General features: G+C 42.4%; 16 protein-coding genes, 14 tRNA genes, 3 rRNA genes and 1 riboswitch. Of the genes, 32 read left to right on the forward strand and 1 reads right to left on the reverse strand.

Annotated elements, in window-relative coordinates; all coding sequences use genetic code 11:
• The first annotated feature begins 380 nt into the window (after window positions 1-380).
• Window positions 381-2,330, forward strand: coding sequence for an endonuclease MutS2 (locus Gferi_RS15100; protein ID WP_069977933.1), 1,950 nt, complete (start codon window positions 381-383; stop codon window positions 2,328-2,330).
• 216 nt (window positions 2,331-2,546) lie between these two features.
• On the forward strand, window positions 2,547-3,269 hold the full coding sequence (locus tag Gferi_RS15105) for a GntR family transcriptional regulator (RefSeq protein ID WP_083273585.1): 723 nt from the start codon (window positions 2,547-2,549) through the stop codon (window positions 3,267-3,269).
• A 48-nt stretch (window positions 3,270-3,317) separates the two neighbouring features.
• Here Gferi_RS15105 and Gferi_RS15110 read toward each other — a convergent pair whose 3' ends face one another.
• The gene (locus tag Gferi_RS15110; protein WP_069977935.1) at window positions 3,318-4,874 is read right to left on the reverse strand and encodes an ABC-F family ATP-binding cassette domain-containing protein; all 1,557 of its coding nucleotides are present in this window, start codon (window positions 4,872-4,874) and stop codon (window positions 3,318-3,320) included.
• A 328-nt stretch (window positions 4,875-5,202) separates the two neighbouring features.
• On the opposite strand from Gferi_RS15110, the gene Gferi_RS15115 reads away from it, so the two are divergent.
• The 30 genes from Gferi_RS15115 (at window position 5,203) to cobT (ending at window position 26,593) form a co-directional block, all read left to right on the forward strand.
• Window positions 5,203-5,448: a hypothetical protein gene (locus tag Gferi_RS15115; RefSeq protein ID WP_069977937.1), complete on the forward strand. Its 246-nt coding sequence runs from the start codon at window positions 5,203-5,205 to the stop codon at window positions 5,446-5,448.
• A 192-nt stretch (window positions 5,449-5,640) separates the two neighbouring features.
• Window positions 5,641-5,853, forward strand: coding sequence for a hypothetical protein (locus Gferi_RS15120; protein ID WP_069977939.1), 213 nt, complete (start codon window positions 5,641-5,643; stop codon window positions 5,851-5,853).
• A 142-nt stretch (window positions 5,854-5,995) separates the two neighbouring features.
• A tRNA-Leu gene (locus Gferi_RS15125) sits at window positions 5,996-6,083 on the forward strand.
• A 6-nt stretch (window positions 6,084-6,089) separates the two neighbouring features.
• Window positions 6,090-6,165, forward strand: a tRNA-Met gene (locus Gferi_RS15130).
• Window positions 6,166-6,169: 4 nt separating this feature from the next.
• Window positions 6,170-6,244: transfer RNA gene (locus Gferi_RS15135), tRNA-Glu, on the forward strand.
• A 7-nt stretch (window positions 6,245-6,251) separates the two neighbouring features.
• Window positions 6,252-6,327 (forward strand) — tRNA-Val (locus tag Gferi_RS15140).
• Between the two features lie 15 nt (window positions 6,328-6,342).
• Window positions 6,343-6,426 (forward strand) — tRNA-Leu (locus tag Gferi_RS15145).
• Between the two features lie 5 nt (window positions 6,427-6,431).
• Window positions 6,432-6,506, forward strand: a tRNA-Gly gene (locus Gferi_RS15150).
• 9 nt (window positions 6,507-6,515) lie between these two features.
• Window positions 6,516-6,589: transfer RNA gene (locus Gferi_RS15155), tRNA-Gly, on the forward strand.
• A 5-nt stretch (window positions 6,590-6,594) separates the two neighbouring features.
• Window positions 6,595-6,671, forward strand: a tRNA-Arg gene (locus Gferi_RS15160).
• A 9-nt stretch (window positions 6,672-6,680) separates the two neighbouring features.
• A tRNA-Gln gene (locus Gferi_RS15165) sits at window positions 6,681-6,757 on the forward strand.
• A gap of 4 nt (window positions 6,758-6,761) precedes the next feature.
• Window positions 6,762-6,837, forward strand: a tRNA-Lys gene (locus tag Gferi_RS15170).
• Between the two features lie 109 nt (window positions 6,838-6,946).
• Window positions 6,947-7,035, forward strand: a tRNA-Ser gene (locus tag Gferi_RS15175).
• A gap of 37 nt (window positions 7,036-7,072) precedes the next feature.
• Window positions 7,073-7,149: transfer RNA gene (locus tag Gferi_RS15180), tRNA-Pro, on the forward strand.
• 6 nt (window positions 7,150-7,155) lie between these two features.
• A tRNA-Ile gene (locus tag Gferi_RS15185) sits at window positions 7,156-7,232 on the forward strand.
• Between the two features lie 5 nt (window positions 7,233-7,237).
• Window positions 7,238-7,313 (forward strand) — tRNA-Phe (locus Gferi_RS15190).
• 249 nt (window positions 7,314-7,562) lie between these two features.
• Window positions 7,563-9,081, forward strand: a 16S ribosomal RNA gene (locus Gferi_RS15195).
• A 107-nt stretch (window positions 9,082-9,188) separates the two neighbouring features.
• Window positions 9,189-12,113, forward strand: a 23S ribosomal RNA gene (locus Gferi_RS15200).
• Between the two features lie 63 nt (window positions 12,114-12,176).
• Window positions 12,177-12,293: ribosomal RNA gene (gene rrf, locus Gferi_RS15205) — 5S ribosomal RNA — on the forward strand.
• Together the 16S, 23S and 5S rRNA genes with 14 tRNA genes alongside form the textbook arrangement of a ribosomal RNA operon.
• A 169-nt stretch (window positions 12,294-12,462) precedes the next feature.
• Window positions 12,463-14,202, forward strand: coding sequence for an ABC transporter ATP-binding protein (locus Gferi_RS15210; protein WP_069977941.1), 1,740 nt, complete (start codon window positions 12,463-12,465; stop codon window positions 14,200-14,202).
• The gene (locus tag Gferi_RS15215) at window positions 14,192-16,051 is read left to right on the forward strand and encodes an ABC transporter ATP-binding protein (RefSeq protein WP_156782411.1); all 1,860 of its coding nucleotides are present in this window, start codon (window positions 14,192-14,194) and stop codon (window positions 16,049-16,051) included. Before Gferi_RS15210 ends, Gferi_RS15215 begins: the two co-directional genes overlap by 11 nt.
• 91 nt (window positions 16,052-16,142) lie before the next feature.
• A complete protein-coding gene (locus tag Gferi_RS15220) occupies window positions 16,143-16,766 on the forward strand; it encodes a DUF3298 and DUF4163 domain-containing protein (protein ID WP_069977943.1) in 624 nt (207 codons plus the stop codon).
• A 213-nt stretch (window positions 16,767-16,979) separates the two neighbouring features.
• Window positions 16,980-17,354 carry a VOC family protein gene (locus Gferi_RS15225; RefSeq protein WP_069977945.1) on the forward strand — a complete coding sequence of 125 codons (375 nt, stop codon included), beginning with the start codon at window positions 16,980-16,982 and terminating at the stop codon, window positions 17,352-17,354.
• 63 nt (window positions 17,355-17,417) lie between these two features.
• Entirely contained in the window at window positions 17,418-18,767 is a 1,350-nt protein-coding gene (locus tag Gferi_RS15230; RefSeq protein ID WP_069977946.1) for a Na+/H+ antiporter NhaC family protein, read from the forward strand.
• Between the two features lie 271 nt (window positions 18,768-19,038).
• The gene (gene msrA / locus Gferi_RS15235) at window positions 19,039-19,521 is read left to right on the forward strand and encodes a peptide-methionine (S)-S-oxide reductase MsrA (protein ID WP_069977948.1); all 483 of its coding nucleotides are present in this window, start codon (window positions 19,039-19,041) and stop codon (window positions 19,519-19,521) included.
• Between the two features lie 59 nt (window positions 19,522-19,580).
• Window positions 19,581-19,877, forward strand: coding sequence for a hypothetical protein (locus Gferi_RS15240; protein ID WP_069977950.1), 297 nt, complete (start codon window positions 19,581-19,583; stop codon window positions 19,875-19,877).
• 144 nt (window positions 19,878-20,021) lie between these two features.
• Window positions 20,022-21,815, forward strand: a complete 1,794-nt coding sequence (locus Gferi_RS15245) for a lytic transglycosylase domain-containing protein (RefSeq protein WP_083273587.1) — start codon at window positions 20,022-20,024, stop codon at window positions 21,813-21,815.
• Window positions 21,816-22,054: 239 nt separating this feature from the next.
• A complete protein-coding gene (locus tag Gferi_RS15250) occupies window positions 22,055-24,199 on the forward strand; it encodes a transporter substrate-binding domain-containing diguanylate cyclase (protein WP_069977952.1) in 2,145 nt (714 codons plus the stop codon).
• 95 nt (window positions 24,200-24,294) lie between these two features.
• Complete coding sequence (locus Gferi_RS15255) at window positions 24,295-25,221, forward strand: ketopantoate reductase family protein (RefSeq protein WP_069977955.1); 927 nt, start codon at window positions 24,295-24,297, stop codon at window positions 25,219-25,221.
• A 48-nt stretch (window positions 25,222-25,269) separates the two neighbouring features.
• Window positions 25,270-25,448: riboswitch (cobalamin riboswitch) on the forward strand.
• Window positions 25,449-25,543: 95 nt separating this feature from the next.
• Window positions 25,544-26,593, forward strand: coding sequence for a nicotinate-nucleotide--dimethylbenzimidazole phosphoribosyltransferase (gene cobT / locus Gferi_RS15260; protein ID WP_069977957.1), 1,050 nt, complete (start codon window positions 25,544-25,546; stop codon window positions 26,591-26,593).
• Window positions 26,594-26,732: the final 139 nt, after the last annotated feature.

Here is a 26,732-nt window from a genome sequence, read left to right on the forward strand (position 1 = left end):
TTTGCAAAGTGCTCAAGAGCCTGCTGATGTCAGGTTTATTTGGTGTACCTTTCAGTCACTGTTAGTTAAAGAACACGAAATAGCCGCCCTTATGAAACCAATGTTTTTTCATTGGTGAATATGCGATTCTTACCGTGCTCTGCACGGTATTTTTATGTCCATAAATGCTATATGGTAGTCATCTCAATCATACATCCATATAAGCTGTTTGTAGGACATAAAAATAATTGTATTTAATAAAATCAGGATATAGGCTGCAGGTGAACTGTGTTCATTTGCGGCCTTTTTATATTTATTTTTTCTGGAGGTGTAAATATGTTGCGTGTGAACTAAGGCGATAGACTTGCTTTAAAAATATTAATAGAATGGAGATAGCTAAAATGAATAAAAATGCTATGGAATTAATGGAATATCATAAAATCAAGGAACAACTGAAAAATTATGCCCTGTCAGAGGCAGCAAAAGAGATGATAGATACTTTGAGCCCTTATATAGAACTTCCAGTTATTGAGCGCCTATTGAAAGAAACGACTGAGGCAAGGGCTATTGTCAATATTATTTCCAGTATCCCTTTGCACAGCTTAAAGGGTATGACAAAATTGCAAACGGGCCTTGAAAAAGGGGCTATTCTGTCGCCGGAAGAGCTAGAACTGCTATCGGGGTTTATTCGAGAAGGCAGAAGGTTGAAGGGATTTATGAAAGATAAGGAACATGCAGGGCCCCATATCAGCAAGTATGCTCAATCTATTGCAGAACTGGATGATGTCACGGAAGAAATCGACCGATGCATTACCCGGGGACGGGTAGATGACCGGGCAAGCAGTACTTTAGCTAAGATTAGAAAAAGAATTACCATTGTAGAAGGAAGAATCAAGAGTAAGCTGGATACCTATCTGAAGGGCAGTGCCTACAGCAGTTATATCCAGAGCCATACAGTCAGTCAGAGGGATGGGAGATATGTTATTCCGGTAAAAAGTGAATACAAAAGAAATATCGAAGGCAATGTGCTGGATACTTCTGGCAGCGGCTCTACGGTATTTGTTGAACCGGCAGAGGTGAAGAAGCTGCAGGATGAATTAAGCACCCTGCACTTTGAAGAGGAAAAGGAGATTTATAAGATTTTATCCACGCTTACAGTATATGTTCTTCAATACCAGAGGGAGATTTCCATCAACCGGGAAACTATGATCCACTATGATTTCCTGTTTGCTAAAGGAAAATTCAGCAAAGCAATAGATGGAAGGTGTGCTGCAGTAAATGATAAAAACTCTATTTGCATCCGCCAGGGGCGGCACCCGCTTCTGGGAAATACTGCCGTACCTTTGGATTTTGCCATTGGCGATAACTATCGCAGTTTGATTATTACTGGGCCGAACACAGGCGGAAAGACTGTAGTACTAAAAACCGTGGGTCTCCTGACAATGATGGTACAATCAGGTCTTCATGTACCTGTGGGAGAGGAAAGCAGCTTTGCTGTATTTACCGATATTCTTGCTGACATCGGCGATGGTCAAAGCATCGAGCAAAACTTAAGCACTTTTTCTGCGCATATTAAAAACATTATTAGCATTCTTGCCGGTGCGGATAGAAATACCTTAGTGATTTTAGATGAAGTAGGAGCGGGAACAGACCCTGGAGAAGGTATGGGGATCGGTACTGCAGTTTTAGAAGACCTGTACAGGAAAGAAGTGACTACTCTTGCTACGACCCACTATAGTGAAATCAAAGATTTTGCATTAAAGCATGAGGGCTTTATCAACGGCTGTATGGACTTTGATATTAGAACTTTAAAACCCTTATACCGGTTAAGTATCGGAAAACCAGGAGAAAGCAATGCATTTCTGATCGCATTAAAGCTAGGCATGAAAAAAGAGATGATTGAAAGAGCCCATCAAATCACCTATAAGGAAAATAAGGACTATTCTATGCAGGAAATTGAAACCGCACCAATAATACAAGATGGGATCTTAGAAAACAGCTATGAGCAGATTCTGCGAAAAAAGGAGGGGGCGGAAAGAAAAGTTAATACGGAAAAACAAGAGGTTCGGCAACGATTTAAGGTAGGGGATTGTGTGCATATCAGTACCATGGATAGGCCAGGAATTGTCTGCGAAGCTGAAAACAGCAGAGGGGAAGTGGGCGTGCTGGTGATGAAAAAGAGATTTAAGATCAATCATAAACGCTTGTCCCTCTATATTGACAGTGAAGAATTATACCCCGAGGACTATGATTTTGACATCCTGTTGGAAAGTAAGGAAAATCGAAAAAAGAAAAAAAAGATAGAAAAAGGAACAGGGCGTGGAGTCAGAATAGAATACGAGGATTGTTAGAGGAATTTGAGGTATATTATATTACAAAAGGGGAAGGACTCTATAATGATAACGGAAAAGTTATTTAAAATATCATTTTCAAAATTTATGAAAACGATATCATTGACTTCATACATACTAGGATGTTACAATACTAGTATTCAAGTTGTGCTATACGTATGAAAGTAAAGATTTGTGAATGAAACTGCTTAATCAGATTATAGTATTATATAGAAGGTGATTATTATTAAATATCAAATTGAAATATCAAAGCCGCCAGACAATTTAAATGTTAGCGATTTTGTATATAAGACGATCAGAGAAAATATTATTAATTGGAACATAAAACCGGGAGTCATGATAAGTGAAAAAGGAATATCTGAGCAATTGGGTGTAAGCCGGATGCCTGTTAGGGAGGCATTCATTAAGATGACAAAAGAAGGTTTAGTGGAGGTATTGCCTCAACGGGGAACAGTTGTATCCAAAATTGATCTTGATCGTGTGGAAGAGGAGCGTTTTATAAGAGAAAGTCTTGAACTTGCTGTATTAGACAAGGCGATGACCTGTTTTCCGACAGATATCATTCCTATACTTGAGCAAAACTTAAAGCATCAACATGAATGCATAGAGAGTGTGGATTATGAGCGCTTTCTTGAATTAGATCAAGAATTTCACCGAACGATTTTTTATGGCTGCAAAAGGGAAATATGCTGGCAGATTATACAGGATGTAAGTGGCCATTACAAGCGCATTCGTGTAATGACGCTTTGGAGTAAGGAAGCATTAAATGCTTTGATAGAACAGCACGATATGCTATTGGATGCTATTAAAAAAAGGAACATAGAGCAGGCACGATTCATATTGCAAAAACACCTTAGAAAACTAATTGATGAAGAGAAAGAGATGATGATAAAGTATCCTGAATATTTTTTGATAAAGGATGCGAACGGAGTTATATAAAAGGAAATCCCCGGAAAATATCAAGCTTCCGGGGATTTCCTTTTGTTTTTATATATTCTTTGTTGTCCAGGATTCACAATTCCAGACATCAGTAGTTACATCACGATAGAATTCGGGTTCGTGACAGATCAGCAATATGCTGCCCTTATAAGCCTTTAGAGCTCGTTTAAGCTCTTCCTTGGCATCTACATCTAAATGGTTGGTTGGCTCATCTAGAATCAAAATATTTGTTTCTCTATTAATCAGTTTACAAAGTCGCACCTTGGCCTGCTCTCCACCGCTTAACACCAATACCTTACTCTCGATATGCTTAGTGGTTAAACCGCATTTCGCCAATGCAGCCCGTACCTCATACTGGCTGTAGGCCGGAAAGTCCTTCCATACTTCTTCAATACAGGAGTTATAGTTGGCTTCCTTGATTTCCTGCTCAAAGTAGCCAATATAAAGATATTCTCCTAGTTCAACAGAACCTGAAATGGAAGGGATTTGTCCTAGAATACTTTTTAGCAGTGTAGTCTTTCCAAGGCCGTTGGCACCCATTAATGCGATCTTTTGGCCTCTCTCCATTCGAAGATTTAGAGGTTTTGTAAGAGGTTCGTCATATCCAATTACAAGATCTTTTGTTTCGAAAACCAATTTACCAGAAGCTCGGGCCTCCTTAAAGTTAAACTCAGGTTTTGGCTTTTCTCTAGCCAGTTCGATCACATCCATCTTATCCAGCTTTTTTTGGCGAGACATAGCCATGTTCCGTGTGGCAACCCGAGCTTTATTACGGGCAACAAAATCCTTTAATTCTGCGATTTCCTGCTGCTGTTTTTTGTATGCAGATTCAAGCTGCTGCTTTTTTGCTTCATAAACCTGAAGGAAGTTATTATAGTCTCCCACATAACGATTTAATTCTTGATTTTCCATGTGATAAATCAGATTGATTACACTGTTTAAGAAGGGGATGTCATGGGAAATCAATATAAATGCATTTTCATATTCCTGTAAATATCTTTTTAGCCATTCAATATGCTGTTCATCCAAATAGTTGGTAGGCTCGTCCAGAAGCAGAATGTCCGGTTTCTCTAGAAGAAGCTTGGCCAGCAAAACCTTGGTTCTCTGACCTCCGCTGAGATCATGAACATCTTTATCCAGACCAATATCTTCTAGTCCCAGGCCTCTCCCGATTTCTTCTACCTTGGAGTCGATGATATAAAAATTATTGTTATCCAGAAGATCTTGGATGGTACCCATATCCTCCAGCAAGCGTTCCAGTTCCTCTGGAGAAGCATCTGCCATTTTATCACAGATTTGGTTCATTTCTGTTTCTAAATCAAATAGGTACTGGAATGCACCCTTTAACACATCTCGAATAGACATGCCTTTTTCTAAGACAGTGTGTTGATCCAGATATCCTACACGAACACGCTTAGACCACTCAATTTGTCCATCATCTGGTTCAAGTTTTCCGGTCACAATGTTCATGAAGGTAGATTTTCCTTCGCCATTAGCTCCAATAAGACCAATATGTTCACCTTTTAGGAGACGAAAGGATACATTATTGAAGATGGCACGGTCTCCAAAACCGTGGCTTAAGTTTTTTACGGTTAAGATACTCATTGCAGACTCCTTTCCTAATTACATATATTCAGATAACTATATTATTTAATTCATACAAAATACGGGCTTTGACTTTATGAAAACATACATAATAGATTATATACGAGATAGCTGCTGTTTCAAAGAGAAATTTGCTAAAAAAAGCAGGAAAGTTCAGGGTAATTCACCTTGATGTAAAAACAAGCGGCTACTTATAAAAAAATTAAAAAAAAATTTAAAATTTAGAGGAATTTTCATAATTTTCTATAATATACATAGTATGGTTGTATTCAAAACCGATGCGAAGTCAAACTTCTAATTCAACTTACTAAAAATGGGGGTTATGTGTATGAAAAACTTGCATTATTGTATGGATTGCAGAAGGATTGCTGCTTTTAACGGAGAATGCAGTTACTGTCAATCACCGAATTTCAAAGATCTTGTCAAAAAAGCACCGGTAAATGTAATTGGAACAAAAATTAAAGGAAAAGTAATGAATGTAACAGACCAAATGGTAGAACTCCTTTGTGTAGATCAAGGCAATATCAAATCCTTTAAACAGTTTGAAGCAGCAAAGCTTAGAAAAATACTATAAGATAGATCTGCTAAACAACCTCTTATCTAGAATCTCAGATAAGAGGTTTTATTTTTTTTTATATACAGCAGTAGGTGAATAAGGACAAAAAACAATAAAAAAACAGGAAAAAACCGGAAAATGTCGAAATAATCATAAAATTAAGAACGACATATGCATCAAGGGTAGGAGTGGAAGTATGAGAATAAAAACGTGTTTGCAAGAAATGTGTATAGGAGAACAATATATAAGCTTGTTCACTCAAGCAAGAAAGGTGTGACCTATTCAGAAAAGGCATTAATGATGTTTGGCTATGACCGTGAAGAAAAAGTAAGATTTGAATATACGAAAGACCGGGTACATCCAGAAGATAATGACTGTATTATTTGTAGAAATGATGAAAAAACTGTAAAAATTTACATCTAGACAACAGTGAATAGATATGATAACATGTTTATTGTCGCTTCAAGACGACGCACAAATACTTCTGAATAGCTCAATGATGGAGCACTTGGCTGTTAACCGGCAGGTTAAGCATTGAGAGTTATCTTCAAGGAGTAATGAAGTTGCCGGGGTGGCGGAACTGGCAGACGCACAGGACTTAAAATCCTGCGGTCCTCAAGACCGTACCGGTTCGATTCCGGTCCCCGGCACCATAACATCGCGGAGTGGAGCAGTTGGCAGCTCGTCGGGCTCATAACCCGAAGGTCACAGGTTCAAGTCCTGTCTCCGCAACCATTAAGGCCCATTGGTCAAGCGGTCAAGACACCGCCCTTTCACGGCGGTAACCCGGGTTCGATTCCCGGATGGGTCACCAATATTAAGGTCGCATAGCTCAGCTGGGAGAGCACCTGCCTTACAAGCAGGGGGTCATAGGTTCGATCCCTATTGCGACCACCATTTACAACTTAACATGCGGGTGTGGCGGAATTGGCAGACGCACTAGACTTAGGATCTAGCGCCACGTGCGTGGGGGTTCAAGTCCCTCCACCCGCACCAATCTTGCGGAAGTGGCTCAGGGGTAGAGCATCGCCTTGCCAAGGCGAGGGTCGCGAGTTCGAATCTCGTCTTCCGCTCCATTTTTTTGTGCGGATGTAGTTCAATGGTAGAACTTCAGCCTTCCAAGCTGATAGCGTGGGTTCGATTCCCATCATCCGCTCCATATGTGGGCTCATAGCTCAGTTGGATAGAGCAACGGCCTTCTAAGCCGTGTGTCCGGGGTTCGAATCCCTGTGGGCTCACCACTTTAATATTGGGGTATAGCCAAGTCGGTAAGGCACCAGACTTTGACTCTGGCATTCCGTTGGTTCGAGTCCAGCTACCCCAGCCATTATGACCCATTAGCTCAGCAGGTAGAGCACTTGACTTTTAATCAAGGTGTCCCGCGTTCGAGCCGCGGATGGGTCACCAAAATGAGAAGTGAGGAATCAGAGGTGAGAAGTGAGAAAAGATTTTTAGGTTTGCTTCGAAGAAGTTACCCTAATTCTGACCTCCGACCTCTAACTTCCAACTTCTATAGGGAGAGGTGTCCGAGCGGTTTAAGGAGCTGGTCTTGAAAACCAGTGACTCCGAAAGGGGCCGTGGGTTCGAATCCCACCCTCTCCGCCATAATACTGCAGTTTAGTGTAGTATAGCAATAATGAATCGGGGTGTAGCGCAGTTTGGTAGCGCATCTGGTTTGGGACCAGAGGGCCGCGGGTTCAAATCCTGCCACCCCGACCATAGTATGGGCTTATAGCTCAGGTGGTTAGAGCGCACGCCTGATAAGCGTGAGGTCGGAGGTTCGAGTCCTCCTAAGCCCACCATCTTCGCCCAGATAGCTCAGTCGGTAGAGCAGGGGACTGAAAATCCCCGTGTCGGTGGTTCGATTCCGCCTCTGGGCACCAGGTTTTAATCAATAGCATGATTTACCAGTTGATTTTCATTATGTGTTATGATAAGATATATTTTGTCGTCACTACAGGAAATAAGTAAAAACTTCCAATAAAAAAAGTGGTTGACATAATGAAAAAGTTCTAGTAATATAGAACAAGTCGCTGCAAAACAGCGAGAACAAATTGGTCTTTGAAAACTAAACAGTGTAAGAATTAAAGCCAGCAATAAATGTTTAAAGCGCATAGCGCAACTCGCAATTTTTATTTGAGAGTTTGATCCTGGCTCAGGATGAACGCTGGCGGCGTGCCTAACACATGCAAGTCGAGCGGGATTGTGGAGTAGCTTGCTACGAAGCAATCTAGCGGCGGACGGGTGAGTAACGCGTGGGCAACCTACCCTATACAGGGGGATAACACACCGAAAGGTGTGCTAATACCCCATAACACCGATGCTTCGCATGGAGCGCCGGTCAAAGATTTATCGGTATAGGATGGGCCCGCGTCTGATTAGCTAGTTGGTGAGGTAAAGGCTCACCAAGGCAACGATCAGTAGCCGACCTGAGAGGGTGATCGGCCACACTGGAACTGAGACACGGTCCAGACTCCTACGGGAGGCAGCAGTGGGGAATATTGCACAATGGGGGAAACCCTGATGCAGCAACGCCGCGTGAGCGATGAAGGCCTTCGGGTCGTAAAGCTCTGTCCTAAGGGAAGAAGAATGACGGTACCTTAGGAGGAAGCCCCGGCTAACTACGTGCCAGCAGCCGCGGTAATACGTAGGGGGCAAGCGTTATCCGGAATCACTGGGCGTAAAGGGTGCGTAGGCGGCCGATAAAGTCTGGGGTGAAAGGCTACGGCTTAACCGTAGTAAGCCTTGGAAACTTATTGGCTTGAGTGCAGGAGAGGTAAGTGGAATTCCTAGTGTAGCGGTGAAATGCGTAGATATTAGGAGGAACACCAGTGGCGAAGGCGACTTACTGGACTGTAACTGACGCTGAGGCACGAAAGCGTGGGGAGCGAACAGGATTAGATACCCTGGTAGTCCACGCCGTAAACGATGAGTGCTAGGTGTCGGGGGCGACAGCCCTCGGTGCCGCAGCTAACGCATTAAGCACTCCGCCTGGGGAGTACGCTCGCAAGAGTGAAACTCAAAGGAATTGACGGGGACCCGCACAAGCAGCGGAGCATGTGGTTTAATTCGAAGCAACGCGAAGAACCTTACCAGGACTTGACATCCTCCGCATTAGCCGTAACGGGTGAAATCCCTTCGGGGACGGAGAGACAGGTGGTGCATGGTTGTCGTCAGCTCGTGTCGTGAGATGTTGGGTTAAGTCCCGCAACGAGCGCAACCCTTGTCTTTAGTTGCCAGCAGGTGAAGCTGGGCACTCTAGAGAGACTGCCGGGGATAACTCGGAGGAAGGTGGGGATGACGTCAAATCATCATGCCCCTTATGTTCTGGGCTACACACGTGCTACAATGGCTGGTACAACGGGAAGCGAAGGAGTAATCCGGAGCAAATCCTAAAAGCCAGTCTCAGTTCGGATTGTGGGCTGCAACTCGCCCACATGAAGCTGGAGTTGCTAGTAATCGTGGATCAGAATGCCGCGGTGAATGCGTTCCCGGGTCTTGTACACACCGCCCGTCACACCATGGGAGCTCAGGGCACCCGAAGTCAGTGGGCTAACCGAAAGGAAGCAGCTGCCGAAGGTGAAATGAGTGACTGGGGTGAAGTCGTAACAAGGTAGCCGTATCGGAAGGTGCGGCTGGATCACCTCCTTTCTAAGGAGCTAAGGCTTTTTCTTACACTGTCTAGTTTTGAGAGACTAATGTCTTTCAAATGTACCTTGAAAACTGAACAATGAAGAGAGAATCAAAATACAATTTCTGGTCAAGTTATAAAGAGCATAGGGCGAATGCCTTGGCACCAGGAGCCGAAGAAGGACGCGGTAAGCTGCGATAAGCCTCGGGAAGCCGCAAGCAGGCATTGATCCGGGGATTTCCGAATGGGGGAACCCAGCTGGGGTAATACCCAGTTACCCACTACTCAATCCATAGGTAGTGAGGAGGCATACCAGGGGAACTGAAACATCTAAGTACCCTGAGGAAGAGAAAGAAAACTCGATTCCCTAAGTAGCGGCGAGCGAAAGGGGATTAGCCCAAACCAAGAAGATTTCTTCTTGGGGTTGCGGATATACTCGTTAAGAGATGGCAGTTGTAGTCGAAGCGGTCTGGAAAGGCCCACCATAGGAGGTAAGAGTCCTGTAGATGAAACGACTAAAGTCTTGAGTATACTCCAGAGTACCACGAGACACGTGAAACCTTGTGGGAAGCAGGGGGGACCACCCCCCAAGGCTAAATACTACCTGGTGACCGATAGCGTATAGTACCGTGAGGGAAAGGTGAAAAGAACCCCGGGAGGGGAGTGAAAGAGAACCTGAAACCCTATGTTTACAAGCAGTGAAAGTCCTTTATATGGACGATCGCGTACTTTTTGTAGAACGGGCCAACGAGTTACGGTATGCAGCAAGGTTAAGCTGTTATGCAGCGGAGCCGCAGCGAAAGCGAGTCTTAAGAGGGCGATACAGTTGCATGCCGTAGACCCGAAACCGGGTGACCTATCCATGAGCAGGATGAAGCGGAAGTAAAATTTCGTGGAGGTCCGAACCCATGTCTGTTGAAAAAGGCTGGGATGACTTGTGGATAGCGGAGAAATTCCAATCGAACCCGGAGATAGCTGGTTCTCCCCGAAATAGCTTTAGGGCTAGCCTCAAATGAAGAGATGCGGAGGTAGAGCACTGAATAGCCTAGGGGCCCTCACCGGTTACCAAAGCTTATCAAACTCCGAATGCCGTATTCTTATATTTGGGAGTCAGACTACGTGAGATAAGTTTCGTGGTCAAAAGGGAAACAGCCCAGACCGTCAGCTAAGGTCCCAAAGTACAGGTTAAGTGGAAAAGGATGTGGGATTGCACAGACAACTAGGATGTTGGCTTAGAAGCAGCCACTCATTTAAAGAGTGCGTAATAGCTCACTAGTCGAGTGATCCTGCGCCAAAGATGTCCGGGGCTCAAACCTGTCACCGAAGCTACGGCAGCGCGTCAGCGCTGGGTAGGGGAGCATTGTATGCGGGTAGAAGTCACACCGTAAGGAGTGGTGGACTGCATACAAGAGAGAATGTTGGCATGAGTAGCGAGAGGTGGGTGAGAATCCCACCCGTCGAAAACCTAAGGTTTCCTGAGGAAGGTTCGTCCGCTCAGGGTTAGTCGGGACCTAAGCCGAGGACGAAAGTCGTAGGCGATGGACAACAGGTTGAAATTCCTGTACCACCGAAGATTGTTTGAGCAATGGGGTGACACAGGAGGATAGGTCATGCGCACCGTTGGTCGTGTGCGTCTAAGCCCGTAGGGAGTTAGGATAGGCAAATCCGTTCTAACAATCCTAAAAGGTGATGGGGAGTGAAATTTAAGTAGCGAACTGACTGATTCCACACTGTCAAGAAAAGCCTCTAGTTAGATCTAGGTGCCCGTACCGCAAACCGACACAGGTAGGTGAGGAGAGAATCCTAAGACGAGCGAGAGAACTATTGTTAAGGAACTCGGCAAAATGACCCCGTAACTTCGGGAGAAGGGGTGCCACGGTAGGGTGTTAAAGCCCGAGGTGGCCGCAGAGAATAGGCCCAAGCGACTGTTTAACAAAAACACAGGTCTCTGCTAAGTCGAAAGACGATGTATAGGGGCTGACGCCTGCCCGGTGCTGGAAGGTTAAGGGGACGTGTTAACCGCAAGGTGAAGCACTGAACTTAAGCCCCAGTAAACGGCGGCCGTAACTATAACGGTCCTAAGGTAGCGAAATTCCTTGTCGGGTAAGTTCCGACCCGCACGAAAGGCGTAACGATTTGGGCACTGTCTCAACAATAGACTCGGTGAAATTGTAGTACCAGTGAAGATGCTGGTTACCCGCAGCAGGACGGAAAGACCCCGTGGAGCTTTACTGTAGCCTGACACTGGATTTTGGTATTGCATGTACAGGATAGGTGGGAGATTTGGAAGCTTGGACGCCAGTCTAGGTGGAGTCAACCTTGGGATACCACTCTTGTAATACTGGAGTTCTAACCATAAGCCGTGAATCCGGCTTTGGGACACTGTCAGGTGGGCAGTTTGACTGGGGCGGTCGCCTCCCAAAAAGTAACGGAGGCGCCCAAAGGTTCCCTCAGCGCGGTTGGAAATCGCGCGTAGAGTGTAAAGGCAGAAGGGAGCTTGATTGCGAGACGTACAGGTCGAGCAAGGACGAAAGTCGGGCTTAGTGATCCGGTGGTTCCGAGTGGAAGGGCCATCGCTCAACGGATAAAAGCTACCCCGGGGATAACAGGCTTATCTCCCCCAAGAGTCCACATCGACGGGGAGGTTTGGCACCTCGATGTCGGCTCGTCTCATCCTGGGGCTGTAGTAGGTCCCAAGGGTTGGGCTGTTCGCCCATTAAAGAGGCACGCGAGCTGGGTTCAGAACGTCGTGAGACAGTTCGGTCCCTATCCGCTGTGGGCGCAGGAAATTTGAGAGGAGCTGTCCTTAGTACGAGAGGACCGGGATGGACGTACCTCTGGTGTATCAGTTGTTCCGCCAGGAGCACGGCTGAGTAGCTATGTACGGACGGGATAAGCGCTGAAGGCATCTAAGCGCGAAGCCCCCCTCAAGATTAGATTTCCCATCCGCAAGGAGTAAGACCCCAGATAGACTATCTGGTTGATAGGTCGGAGGTGTAAGGGCAGTAATGTCTTCAGCTGACCGATACTAATAGGTCGAGGACTTGACCAAATGTATTTTTTCTCTAACTTCATGGTTCAGTTTTGAAGGTATATGCCTTCTAACTTCATAAAATCCAGTGACTACAGCGAAGGGGTCACACCTGTTCCCATACCGAACACAGCAGTTAAGCCCTTCAGCGCTGATGGTACTTAGGCGGAAGCGCCTTGGGAGAGTAGGTCGTTGCTGGTTTTAAAAAACCTCAGAAGATTTTCTTCTGAGGTTTTTGTTTTATTGTTTTTGAATAAGGTCTATTATATAAAAGGAAGAAAAAACATTATATTATCATGATTGACAGATAAACTGCAGCAAGGTACGATGGATTTATGATTGGCAGTAAATGTTAACTGGAGGATTTATTATGTTGAAGCTACTCTCATACTTAAAACCCTATTGGAAGGCCGTACTTTTAGCACCGTTGTTGATGCTGATTGAGGTGGTTACAGATCTGTTGCAGCCGAAATTAGTGGCAAATATTATTGACTACGGGATTGCAACAGGCGATATGGATTATATTATGAGAACTGGATTATTAATGATCGGGATTGCAATCATAGGACTCATGGGAGGATTCGGATGTGTTATTGCATCAGGAATTGCAAGCCAAAGCTTTGGTGCTGATTTGCGATCAGCGTTGTTTAAAAAAGTCCAGAGCTTTTCTTTCGCAAACCTAGATACGTTCAAGACATCTTCTCTAATTACCCGCTTGACCAACGATGTTACACAGGTACAGAATGTTGTACTGATGTCTTTGCGGATTATGGTACGGGCACCCCTTTTATCAATAGGCGGCATTATTATGGCCGTAAGTATTAATCCTCGCCTGGCTAGGATTCTTTTGATTGCCATTCCAGTCCTGGCATTTGTATTAGCCTTTGTTGCCCGAAGGGGATTTCCTCTATTCTCTAAGGTGCAGGCCAGGCTAGACCGTGTAAATGATGTAATGCGGGAAAATCTGGCAGGAATTAGAGTTGTAAAAGCCTTTGTAAGAAGTGACCTGGAAAAGGAGAGATTTGCTTCTGCAAATGAAGCGCTGATGGAAATCACTGTAAAAGCCTCTCGGATTATGGCGTTAACTATGCCTTTTATCATGCTGGTGATGCACTTGAGCATCGTAGCGATCTTATGGTTTGGAGGTATTCAGGTAAATAATGGACAGATGCAGGTGGGTGAAGTGGTTGCATTTATCAATTATATGACACAGATACTATTTTCCCTTATGCTGGTAGCCTTTGTTTTTATTATGCTTTCCCGTGCCAAAGCTTCAGCAGATCGCATTCAAGAGGTACTACAGACAGAAATAGATCTGAAAGATTTGCCTCAAGAAAGCACTGCCTTTATTAAACAAGGAGGAGTAGTTTTTGAGAATGTTAGTTTCCATTATACGGGCTCGAAGGGTGAGCCTATACTGAAAAACATCAGCTTTACAGCAGATCCAGGACAAACGATAGCCATTCTCGGGGGCATAGGTTCCGGAAAAACTACTTTGGTTAGTCTTATTCCTCGTCTTTACGATGCAACAGAAGGACGGGTATTGATCGATGGACAGGACGTACGAAATATTCCCCTAGATTTACTGCGGGGGTCAGTGGGCTTCGTGCTTCAAGAATCAGTCTTGTTTACAGGATCTATTAGAGAGAATTTGTGTTGGGGAAAAGAGAATGCTTCTGATACAGAGATTGAAAGGGTTGCTCAAATGGCACAAGCCCATGATTTTATTATGAGTTTTCCGGAGGGTTATAATACGCAGCTGGGACAAAAGGGTGTAAACCTCTCTGGAGGCCAGAAACAACGGTTAGCGATTGCGAGAGCCTTACTTAAAAAGCCTCCCATTCTAATCCTTGATGATAGTACCAGTGCAGTAGATTTAGGAACTGAATTAAGAATCCGGGCTGCCCTGAATCAAAGAAAGGAAAAACCTACTGTATTTCTGATTGCACAGAGAATTAGTTCTGTAATGGATGCGGATAAAATCCTTGTACTGGAAGATGGTAGAATTGCTGCAGAGGGCATTCATCAGCAACTTCTTGAAACAAGTGCGATTTACCAGGACATCTATCAATCTCAAATGGGAGAGGGGGCTGCCTATCATGTCGAATAATGAATCTGAAAAAGACAATCATGGAGGAATGGTGAAAATACCAGGTGGACGTCCAGGCGGTATGGGAAGTAGGCATCACAAAATGATGATGGGACCAGTGGTAAAGGCAAAGGATGTAAAGGCAACATTATGCAGGCTCTGGTACTATTTGGGCAGACAGAAGAGTACTCTGCTTACCGTATTTACCTTTGTATTGATCGGTGCCCTGTTAAATTTGCTGGGACCTTATTTAATAGGTGTTGCCATTGACCGTTATATTATACCCGGTGACTTTGAAGGACTGCAGTATATTGCCTTGGTGATGATTGCAATCTACGGACTCAATGTAGTAAGTACATGGCTGCAGAACTATTGGATGATCGGAATGGCTCAGAATACGGTTTTACATATGCGCAAAGACTTATTTAATAAGCTGCAGACACTACCTTTGAGTTTTTTCGATAATAAACCTCATGGTGAGCTAATGAGTCGGCTAACTAATGATATTGAAAACATCAGTAATACCTTAAATACCAGTACGACACAAATTTTTTCCAGTATAATTACCATTGTAGGAACATTCCTATTTATGCTGTGGCTCAGTCCTGCATTAACTCTGCTAAGTATTATTGTCATACCCCTTATGGCAGCCTGTACCAAGCTTATAGCAAAAAGGACGAGAAACTACTTCTCAGAACAGCAGAAGCATTTAGGAGAATTAAATGGATTAATAGAAGAAACTATTTCGGGTCAACGGGTGGTGAAGGTATTTTCTAGGGAAAAAAAAGTTATTGAAAAATTTGATGCGTATAATCTTCAATTAAGAGAGGCGGGTATGCGGGCACAAATCTTTTCCGGTTTAATACCTCCCCTGATGAATGTGCTTAATAACCTAAGTCTGGCAATTGTGGCCGGTGCAGGAGGATGGTTAGCGGTAGAAGGTGTTATAACTGTGGGAATCATTGCCAGCTTTATTAGCTATGCAAAGCAGTTTACCCGTCCTTTGAATGAGCTTGCCAATCAATTTAACATGATCCAATCAGCAATTGCAGGAGCAGAAAGGGTTTTTGAAATTATGGACGAAAAGCCGGAAACGATAGATTCGCCAAATGCAGTGAAGCTTGACAATATTGCTGGGGAAGTAGACTTTGATCAGGTTTCCTTTGGGTATAAAGAGGAGGTTCCGGTACTCAAAGGCATCGACTTGCATGTAAAGCCGGGGCAGGCCATTGCACTAGTAGGACCTACGGGAGCAGGCAAAACGACAATCATTAACCTTTTAATGCGATTTTATGATGTGAGTCAGGGACAAATTAGAATTGACGGACAAGAGATCAAAACAATCAAAAGGAATGATCTCCGTACTTCTTTAGGTATTGTACTACAAGATACATATTTGTTTTCAGAATCAGTGAAAGAAAACATCCGTTATGGAAGATTGGATGCAACTGACGAAGAAATTGAAGCAGCAGCACGATTAGCTAATGCCGATGGATTTATACGGCGCCTGTCTCAAGGCTATGATACTGTTTTGTCGGAAGATGGAGGGAATTTAAGCCAAGGGCAGCGACAGCTTCTGGCGATTGCGAGGGCTATCTTGGCAGATCCGGCCATATTAATTCTAGATGAGGCCACCAGCAGTGTGGATACCCGTACAGAAGTACAGATCCAGCAGGCAATGCTCAATCTAATGAAGGGGCGCACCAGCTTTGTGATTGCCCATCGATTGAGTACAATACGGGATGCGGATAAAATTGTGGTAATCGATAGGGGAGAGATTCGAGAGCAGGGTACCCATGAAGAGCTGCTGCAGAAAAAAGGATTCTATCATCAATTGTATATGAGTCAATTTCATCGACAAGTATCATAAATAAAAGATAGCAGAGAGTATCTCATGATCACCATTCTTTTTTCTATTGCATAGAATGAAAGTATATATTCTGGCGAAAAGAAGGTGTAATATGAGTTTTATAAAGAATCCCGTACAAATTATTACACAGCGAATGGTTTCCTCCGATCAGCGATTAAATATTGAGTACCCGGTAATTGTAGGAATGGTTGATACTGCGGTACAACATCAGATGAACATAGCCATTCGTCGTTTAGTGAACAAGATCATTATTGACCAGGGATACTATCAGAACTATCAAACTTCTGTGGAAGGCTGGTATGAAATCAAAAACAATCAGCGGGGAATATTAAGCCTTAATATTATTAACTTTGCTTATACGCAAGGAGCCGCCCACGGATTAACTGTGATAAAGTCGTTAACCTTTGATATCCAAACAGGAAAGGTGTACACCCTTGGAGACTTATTTAAGCCTGGAAGTGATTATGTTAAAGTGTTGTCGGCAATTATTCGGAGACAGATCAAAGATAGAGATATCTTTCTTTTAGATGATTTTAAGGATATCTCTTCGGATCAGGATTTTTATATTGCTGATAAATGCTTGGTAATTTACTATCAGCTTTATGAATTGACAGCCTATGCCTTCGGTTTTCCGATGTTTCCTATCTCAGTGTATGAAATTCAAGATATTATCAGAGAGGATGGGCCATTAGGTGTTATGGCAGTTAATGACTGAAAAATTCGGAAGAGTATCAATATTACTGACTGCAATAAGCCAAGAATGAACTTCTTGGCTTATATTGTGATTACTCAGTCATGACTTCGAATATACTCAGCTTGATATGAATTGCAGAAAGTCTATACTGCGCAATAAAGAAGGAAATATAAGGTTGCGGATAGAATATGTATATAGGATTTTTGAAAATACCGTAGATAAGGGGCGATTTGTATGATACGAAACTTAGGACATATCTCTATCCGAACAAGAGACATTGAATTGTCTACTAAATTTTATAGAGATATTCTAGGCATTCCATTTTCACGAAGAGAGGAAACGGAAAGATTCTATGTAGTCTTTCTTCAGCTTGGCGATACGGAGATCGAGCTGTTGCAACTAAAAAATGGAGAATACGAAAAACGGGCAGATGGGCCAGTGGATCATATGGCTTTTTTTGTGGAAGATTTAGATGCAGCAATGCAAAAATTGAAAGAACATCAGGTGGTAGTTTTGTCAGATACGGTTAGAGAGGTCTTCGGTTGGCGGGTTATGTTTGTTCAAGGGCCTGATGGAGAGAGAATCGAATTAATGGAGGTAATTAAATAGATTTTTATAACAACATAAAGTAGACGATCGGTAAATTGAAGATATAAATAAGTGAGGGATACAATGGATCTGCTAATTAGCATAGGAATAGCATTTGTGGCATTGGTTTATGGCGTGTACAGGGGAATTTTTATTGGATACATACTTTCAGGATGTCTATTGGTATTTGCTGTCGTAGCGTGGAGAAGAGGATTTTCATGGCAAAGTACTGCAGTCATGGCCTATAGGGGCGGGAAAAAAGCCCTTATTGTTTTAAAAATATTTCTATTGATCGGGGCAATTACTGCGGCCTGGATGGCATCAGGAACCGTTCCGGGAATTGTATATTATGGGATACAGCTTATGAATCCCAACTATTTTATCCTATATGCTTTTCTAATTAGCGTAGTCGTTTCATTTTTGTTGGGAACCTCCTTTGGAACGATCAGCACGGTAGGTATTTCTTTTATGATGATGGCGAAAAGTGGAAATGTAGATACCGCGATTGTTGCAGGAGCACTGATTGCAGGTGCTTATTTTGGAGATCGATGTTCTCCCATGTCCTCTAGTGCCCATTTAGTAGCAAATCTTACAAAAACAGACCTATATATCAATATAAAAAATATGTTTAAAAGTGCAGGAATGCCCCTGGCCCTTTCAGTTATATTTTATGGAATTCTTTCTTTTCAACAACCGCTAAATTTTTCTGGGACTTCGATAGATAGTGAAATCAGTCAGGTTTTTACTGTCCACTGGACTGTTTTGCTTCCAGCGTTGATGATACTTATATTAGCTGCTTTTCGTATTGATGTAAAGAAATCTATGATGATCAGCATTATTACTGCAGGTGCCATAGCCATCGTACTGCAACGTTACGCCCTTTGGGAAATACTACAGTATACCGTATTCGGATTCAAACTGTCAGAGCAAAGCACATTGTATAATATTATCAAAGGAGGAGGAATCTTATCTATGTGGAAACCCTCTTTAGTAGTATTTGTATCTTGCGCTTTGGCCGGAATCTTTGAAGGGACTGAAATGCTTCAGTATATTGAAAGATTTCTTAGACGTGCAAACTCTAAATCTGCTGTATTTATCTATACGACCTTAACGAGTATTGCGACTGGAGCTTTTGGATGCAGCCAATCCATATCTATTGTTTTGACAAATCAGCTTATGGAGGGAACCTACACTGAAAGAGAACTGGATAAACATCAATTGGCTCTTGATATTGAAAATACCAGTGTTGTACTGGCAGCCTTGATTCCATGGAATATTGCAGCCTTAGTGCCTACGACTACTATGGACGTAAGCAGTACAGCCTATATCCCCTTTGCCATTTACCTTTATCTGATTCCCCTCTGGAATGTCTTATATTATAGAATCATGGATAGGAGATATCATAAGGAAAAAAGTGCCTTACCACTAACTTAAGAAGGAATTATGAATGAATAAAAGAGACTTGTTTAGGCAAGTCCTTTTTATCATCTATTTGCTGGAATACTATGAATTGAGAAAACCTATTATATAATAAGTCTGTAAGTATAGGTCTAAATCTTGAAAAAATCACTTAAAAGCATATTGATCTAAAAAGTTTGAGTTCTAGAGAAATCTAGTTAAATTATAAAGGAAATTTGGGTATATTGAATAGTAGACGCATTGATCAAAATAAACTACTGTGATGATTTTGAAAGGAGCTTTATTCATGAAAGAGATTATACTGGCTGGAGGATGTTTTTGGGGTGTAGAAGCCTACCTGTCCAGACTTGAGGGTGTAGTAGAAACAAAAGTTGGCTATGCCAATGGACACATAGAGAATCCCACCTACCAACAGGTTTGTACTGCTGAAACAGGACACACGGAAGCCTGCTATGTACGATACGATGAAATTGTGATTAGTTTAGAGAAGCTTTTAAACCATTTTTGGAAGATTATCGACCCTACTGTTTTAAATAGACAAGGACCAGATATAGGAGCGCAGTATCGTACAGGGATCTATTACAAGGATAAAGAAGATTTGGAAATTATCTTTAAAACGAAAGCCGAGCAGGAAAAGCGATATCCAATACCTATTGTAACAGAGATAGAAGCTTTGAGATGCTTTTATCCTGCAGAAGAATATCACCAGAGGTATCTGGAAAAAAATCCTGGGGGATACTGCCATATTGATTTAGATGCCACTGACTAAAAAGTTTGGTATAATGAAAGTAAGCATGACTTGCTAGCCTTGCAAAAGGGGTTGAATCAATGGATGAATTTTTAACCGATGGGAGATACAGAACAAGACGTAGCCGTAAAAAAGAAAAAAACCATTTAGCATGGGTCTCTGTTATTATTGGATTGATCGGAATTCCAATGCTCTCACCTCTATACACTTTTTTCTACTTGACACCCCTTTATTTGATAGGCGCAGGAATATCGATCAGTGGTTGGCAAAAAAAGAAAAACCCAGTGGATCTATTGGGAATCCTATTAAACAGTATTTCTTTTATATGGACCCTTATTGCCTGGTGGTTGGTGATAAGTCTGTGGCTAGGAATATGAAGCGGCAGAGCAGCAGTCTCTGCTCTTTTGTTTTTGCCCTAAGAAAGAATAGGTATATATACTGATGTATGCATATATTTATACCTAAGAAGTTTTTATTTTTTAAAGGATATCACAAGCAATCAAATAGAAAGGAATTATAAAATGATGAAAAAAAAGTCGTTTATTTCGTTTCCTTTGTTGATAGGTGTTTTCGTATTGGGTATAGTTGCATGGATCAGTTTCTCAATTTTGCTGCCCCATATCAATGGAGAAAAGGAACGGGTTGTTCAAGCGGATGGGAGCAACTCTCAGGAGGACGATCTTTTAAAAGAAGTTCTATTATTGGAAGCGCTGGAGCAAGAGAAAAATCAAGAATCTATAGAAGGACTGAAAGCACTAACCAATAGAAAAGACGCGGTAGGATATCAGGCCAATATTTTATTGGCGGAGAGGATTTCAACATTGAGGAAGGATCCTACCAGCTATTATCGACAGGCATTGGAGTTATACGATACAAAAGAAGTACGTTACAAATTAGCTGCAGCTCTCGTTGAACAAGGAAGAAAGGAAGAAGCTGTAGCGCAATATAAGTTGTTGATTCCTGACGAAGAAGCCTGCCTAGCTCTGCTAAACCTGGAAATCCAACCAATTGCATTAGGAGAATGGTTATTGGAGCGTAAACAGTGGAAAAGAGCAGCAGAATTTATAAAGCCTTATTTGGAGCAAACAGAAGAGGTCCAAGTAAAGGTGCTGTTGCAGAAGCAATATGCAAAGGCTCTAGGAGAATTAGGTCTTTATAAAGATACATTACTGGCATTAGAACCCTTAATGGTTTCAAACCTGTGGGATCAGGAGCTGCAGTGGTGGTATGGGCGAGCCTTGGAAGGAACGGGGCAAACGGAACAGGCGAAAAAGGTATATCAATCATTGGATGCCCGGGGTGCCTACCGTTTAGGATTATTGCTGGAGAAGGATGGCGCATTAGAGACTGCAGCAGCAGTATTCAGCAGCAGCAGTGAAAATATTTCCCGATGGAAGGGCGCCCGACTTTGGGAAGAGCTGGGCAAGAGAGAAAAAGCATTGGAAATTTATCTGAGCCTTGCAAAAGAGGAGGATATACACCAAGATGATGCTGCCTATCGTGCCTATATACTCATGCAGCGAATGGGAAAACAAGAAACAGAAGAATTGCTATCCTTCTTGAAAAAGCGCCCAGCTTGGGCCGCACGGTTGAATAAGAAGGCAGAATGGGAGATTGTACCGGTAGTCTCCTATGAAAGACCAGTGTTTATTGATCGGGTAGAGATCTACCGGGAGAGTGGCAGAGGGAAACTGGCAGATATAGAGTTGATAATTGGTGAAAGATTTGCAGATAACTCCGATAAGTTAGCACTAGGGGATTGGTATTTAGAACAGGAAAAGTATTATCAAGCGGTACTTTGGGGGATTAGAGCCCTGCGGGAGCAGCCAAGCAAGCGGGCTTATGAGTTGGCCTATCAGAGACCCTATGAAGAAGAAGTACAAAAAGCAGCAAAGGAATTTAATCTTGACCCGAATATGATTTGGGCAGTGATGCGAGAGGAAAGCCATTATCGTGCAGATGTATATTCTCCTGTGGGGGCGGTAGGATTGATGCAGGTTATGCCTGCCACTGGAAAGGATATTGCAGCACGGTTAAAGGTACCCTTTGAAGATGGAGATCTGCTAAAGCCAGAAGTAAATATTCGTTTTGGTGCGTACTACCTGAGGTCTATGCTAAACATGTTTGGAGATGATGAAGACAAAGCTCTGGCCGCTTACAATGGAGGGCCAGGGAATGTAAGACGTTGGAGTGAAAGCAAGGTAGGAAAATCAAAGACAGATTTTCCTACGGCGATTACTTTTCAAGAGACGAGAGAATATATTACAAAAGTAAAAAATACCCAACATACCCTTGAGTGGATTCATGAAAAATAAATATTAGAGGATGAATAAATAAAACAGTCAATTCAACTTTGGCTGTTTTATTTTTGATCGTTTTCAGGAAGGCATCTTGTAACGTAAAGAGAAAGGCTTAGATTGTAAAAATAGTATGAATATATTATGATAAATAATATACATTGTTGAAATTATGGATATTATACAAAAAATATAAATAGATGTAGTGCTGTAAATAATTGAAATGAGCAATACCCACCAAGAGGGGAGATGACTCTATGAACAGAATAAAACACCTTTTTATAATTGTATGTATATTTTTTTGCACGTCTTTTATTAATGGCAATGCGCAAAAATGGGATCCTACCCATTCGATAAACTTGACGGAACAAGAAAAAGAATGGCTTTTAGAAAATAAGGGCCGTACATTGATTATGGGAGTGGTACCCTACTCAGGAACGGACTACTATCAGTACAATGGAGAGGATAAGGGATATCTGTTGGAGTTGAAAAAGTCCCTTGAGGAAGAGTTGGGGCTGCAGATAAGAATAGAGGCTGATCAAAACTGGTCTCAGATCTATCAGGGATTGCAAAATGGCTCTATAGATATTCTCTGTGGCGCCAATGAAACCCCTGATAGGAAGAAAATGATGTCTTTTACCCGACCGGTGCATCAATATCCATATGCCGTCGTAGCGAAGGTAAATGGCAGTATTCATACCCTTGGGGATATTGATAATAGGATTGTAGGATTTATTGATGGGGATGCGGCTATAGACTTATTGCCTGAAAAATATAAAAATATCAAATATAACCAAAGAAGATTCTCTGATCAAGAGGAAGGAATACAGGCATTGTTAGAGGATCAGATAGACGCTTTTATCATAACCGGCGGCGCTGTAATCAATGAGTTTATATATAACTATCCAGATTTAAGACAAGTTGCATCTATTCGTACCATTACCTCGGATATGACCCTTTCTACCAGAAAAGAAGATGAAATTTTGGCAAGGATGTTGGATAAAAAAATTGCTCAAATGAGCAATACTGTATTGCCTAAGCTAATTCAACAGGCAGAGGTAGGTTACTATAAAAAAATCATGAATCTAACGGAGTCAGAAAGAGAATGGTTAAGCAAGGATGGTGTAGCAATTTACGGCGTTACTAAGGATTATTTGCCCTTTGATTATTATAAAAATGGCCAGTATATGGGGATTAGCGGGCAGATTATCAAAGAAATTTCCAGAATTACCGGAATCCAGTTTATTGGAAAATATGAAGACTTTGATATTTTGTATGAACTGCTAGAAAAAGATGAGATAGACCTGCTCAACATTGCCAGAACGGAAGAGCGAATAAAGCGTTTCCATTTCCCTAGGCCTTACAGTACGGAAAGAGATGTGATTATCGGAAGAAAGGAAAGCGAGGATGCGCTGGATGTATATGGATTAGAAGGAAAAACAGTTGCGGTTATAAAAGGGTTCTGGCATGGAGAGCATTTGATAAAAAACCTTACAAATGTAAAAATTATTGAAACCAATAATATCCAGGAATCCTTAAAGCTTGTTCATAGTAAAAAGGCGGATTATCTCATTGAAAATCCTACAGTTGCACGGTACTATATAGAAGACTTGCGCTTATATGACCTGACAGAAAAAGGCGTTACCAGTACAGATTCTTATTTATATTATGGTATTGCCCAGAGACAACCAGAACTGGCCGGTATTATCGACAAGGCTATTCCGTTACTGGATATAGATGCATTATTCAAAGAAGGATATAGAGAGGTGCCTCACCGGTATGACCAGGAATCCTATAAAAAGCTGGTTGCGCTGATCATAGGACTGGTTATATTGCTTATTGCTATAATTCTCTATGTAATTAAGTTGATCAATGACTTGATAAAAGAGAAAACAGAAACAGAACTGCTGAGACAGAGGGAGCAGTTTTTATATACCGATGCACTAACGGAACTCCATAATCGCAATTATTTTAAAAGAAAAATTAAGGAACAGATGGACCAACAAGGGTATCCGCAGACGGCTATCATCTGTGATATCAATAATTTAAAAGTTGTTAATGATCAGTATGGGCACCATGTTGGGGACGAATTGCTGAAGACTTTTGCAGACTCAATAAGGGCTGTTTGTCCCGCCGACAGTGTAATCATCCGGATGGGGGGAGATGAATTCCTGATTCTTTTGACAGCGATGGAGGAACGTGATGTGGAACAGATTATCGAAGAGATCAAGCGGATAAATGCCAATAACCCCATATCCATTGTTGAAAATAATCCTATTGCGGTGGAGTCCGCTTTCGGGTTTGCAACGAGAGAATCCAATGAAGTGAATATAGAGGAGCTAATTCAATTAGCAGATAAAAATATGTACAGCGATAAGCGAAAAGAAAAGGAAATAACATAGATAAAAAGATTCATGATACAACTATATAATAAAAAAGGAAAAAGGGGGATACATATGGAAACCTTGAAGAAGACCTTAAAGGAGGTTAATAGACAATGAAAAAAATTGAGACCATAGCCGTAGCCGGATTAGGTGCCATTGGTGCCGCTTATGCAAGTAAACTGTACGATATAAATCCACAGTCTGTAAAATTTATTGCCAATCAGGAGCGTGCAGAGAGATACCGGCGTACCGGTTTTACAATTAATGGGAAACCCTATGATTTTAATTATGTACAGCCGGAAGAAAAGGGCATGCCTGTAGATATGATAATTGTAGCTGTAAAATTTCATGACCTGCCTCAGGTAATCGAAGATATCCGAAATTATGTGGAAAAGGATACGATGATTTTATCATTGTTAAATGGCATTAGCAGTGAGGAAATTCTGGGCAGTGTTTATGGCATGGAGAAAATGCTTTACGGCAGCTGTGTGGGTATTGACGCGGTACGGGAAGGGTCTGTCATCTCCTATACAAATATCGGCAAGATAAACTTTGGGGAAAAGCAAAATGCTACACTGTCTTCCAGAGTAGAAGTAGTAAAAGAATTATTCGACCAAGCAGGTATCCCCTACCATATCCCCGAAGATATGCTGCGGACCTTATGGTGGAAATATGCCCTCAATGTAGGGGTTAACCAGGTCTCTGCGGTTTTAAAGGCACCCTATGGTGTTTTTCATGAGATGGAGGATGCTAGAGAATTAATGAAGATGGCCATGGAGGAAGTCTTGATTTTGTCTCAAAAAGAGGGGGTGAATCTGAAGCCGGAAGATATGGAAGAGTTCTTTAAAATATTAAATACTTTGGCGCCTGAAGGAAAGACCTCCATGCTCCAAGATGTGGAAGCAGGCAGGAAGACTGAAGTGGAAATGCTGGCAGGGACGGTAATGAACCTAGGGAAAAAGCATGGGGTAAAGACCCCGGTGAATGATATGCTCTTCCGTATGATCCGGGTTTTAGAAGAGATGAATCAAGAGCGCTAATTTCTATTGACGATTCTGAAAATTATTCATATAATAATATTGATAAATGAATAGGAAAAGCCTTTAGGTGCCCAGAAAGCTGGGAGAATAGGGAATCGGGTGCAAGTCCCGAACGGGCCCGCCACTGTAAAGAGGGAGTAAGTGCCAGTATGTCACCTCGTAAAGAGGGAAGGCGGCATAAGACGATGATCTTAAGTCAGGAGACCTGCCTAAAATGAACCGGTCGATTCGTGTGTAAAGTCGGCTTTGGTGAGGATGATGGAAAATCCACGCCTTTTATTGGTGTGGTTTTTTTTATTTGTATAAAAAAGGGGGATATATAATGGAAAAGCTAAATCAAACCTTGGAAAAAATCCAAGGACTTAATCAGCAGGCTATGGAGGAGGCACGAAACAGAATTGATCATTTGATTAAACCGCAGAAAAGCCTTGGCAAACTGGAGGATATCGCGGTGCAATTGTCTGGGATCACAGGAAAACTGCATCCAAAGCTGGACAGCAAGGCGATCATTGTTATGGCTGCAGATAATGGTGTATGTGAAGAAGGCATTTCTGCAGCACCGCAGGCGGTTACCAAACTAATGACTGGCTATATAGCTAATGGGGTCAGTGGTGTGTGTGCTTTAGCGGCTCAAGCGAGAGCACAGGTAATTACGGTGGATATCGGTGTAGCAGGAGATCTTGAAGATTCGAAGATCCTACATAAAAAGATTCGCCACGGTACCGGTAATATTGCTAAGGGCCCTGCTATGAGCAGAGAAGAAGCGATAAAGGCCATTGAAGTTGGGATTGAGATCGCGGAACAGGAAATCAAGAATGGTAGAAATCTATTAGGCACGGGTGAGATGGGGATTGGCAATACAACACCCAGTACAGCGATCCTGGCTGTGATGAGCGGAACAGATCCTGAAGAAATCACCGGGGTGGGTGCAAACCTGCCAAAGCAGCAGCTGGACAACAAAATTGCTGTTATCCATAGAGCCATAGAGATCAACAAGCCTGACAAAAACGATGGCATTGATGTACTTGCTAAAATTGGAGGATTAGATATTGCAGGAATGGCTGGGGTTATGCTGGCAGGAGCAGCAAATCGTGTTCCGGTGGTAGTAGATGGGTATATATCAACAGCAGCAGCTATTATTGCAGTAGCCATTGAGCCGAAGGTGCGGGATTATCTGATTTGTTCACATGCATCCGAGGAAAAGGGAGCTGCCAAAGCATCTGCTTTTATGAGCTTTGAACCGATGCTAAATCTTGATATGCGGTTAGGCGAAGGAACCGGCGCAGCTTTAGCCTTTAATATTATTGAGGCAGCCGCCTTTATGAGTGAAAAAATGATTACCTTCCAAGAGGCAGGGATTGGTGTCGTATAAGATTAATAAAAAAACCACATGGCAGCCATGTGGTTTTTATTTTTGTTGGTACTCCATCAGGGATTCGAGCCCTGGAGCCCCTGATTAAGACTCAGGTGCCCTATCTTGGTAAGCTAATAATAGAGAGGATATTTAATTC

This window comes from Geosporobacter ferrireducens (genome assembly GCF_001750685.1).
In the GTDB taxonomy this organism is placed as follows: Bacteria; Bacillota; Clostridia; order Peptostreptococcales; family Thermotaleaceae; genus Geosporobacter; species Geosporobacter ferrireducens.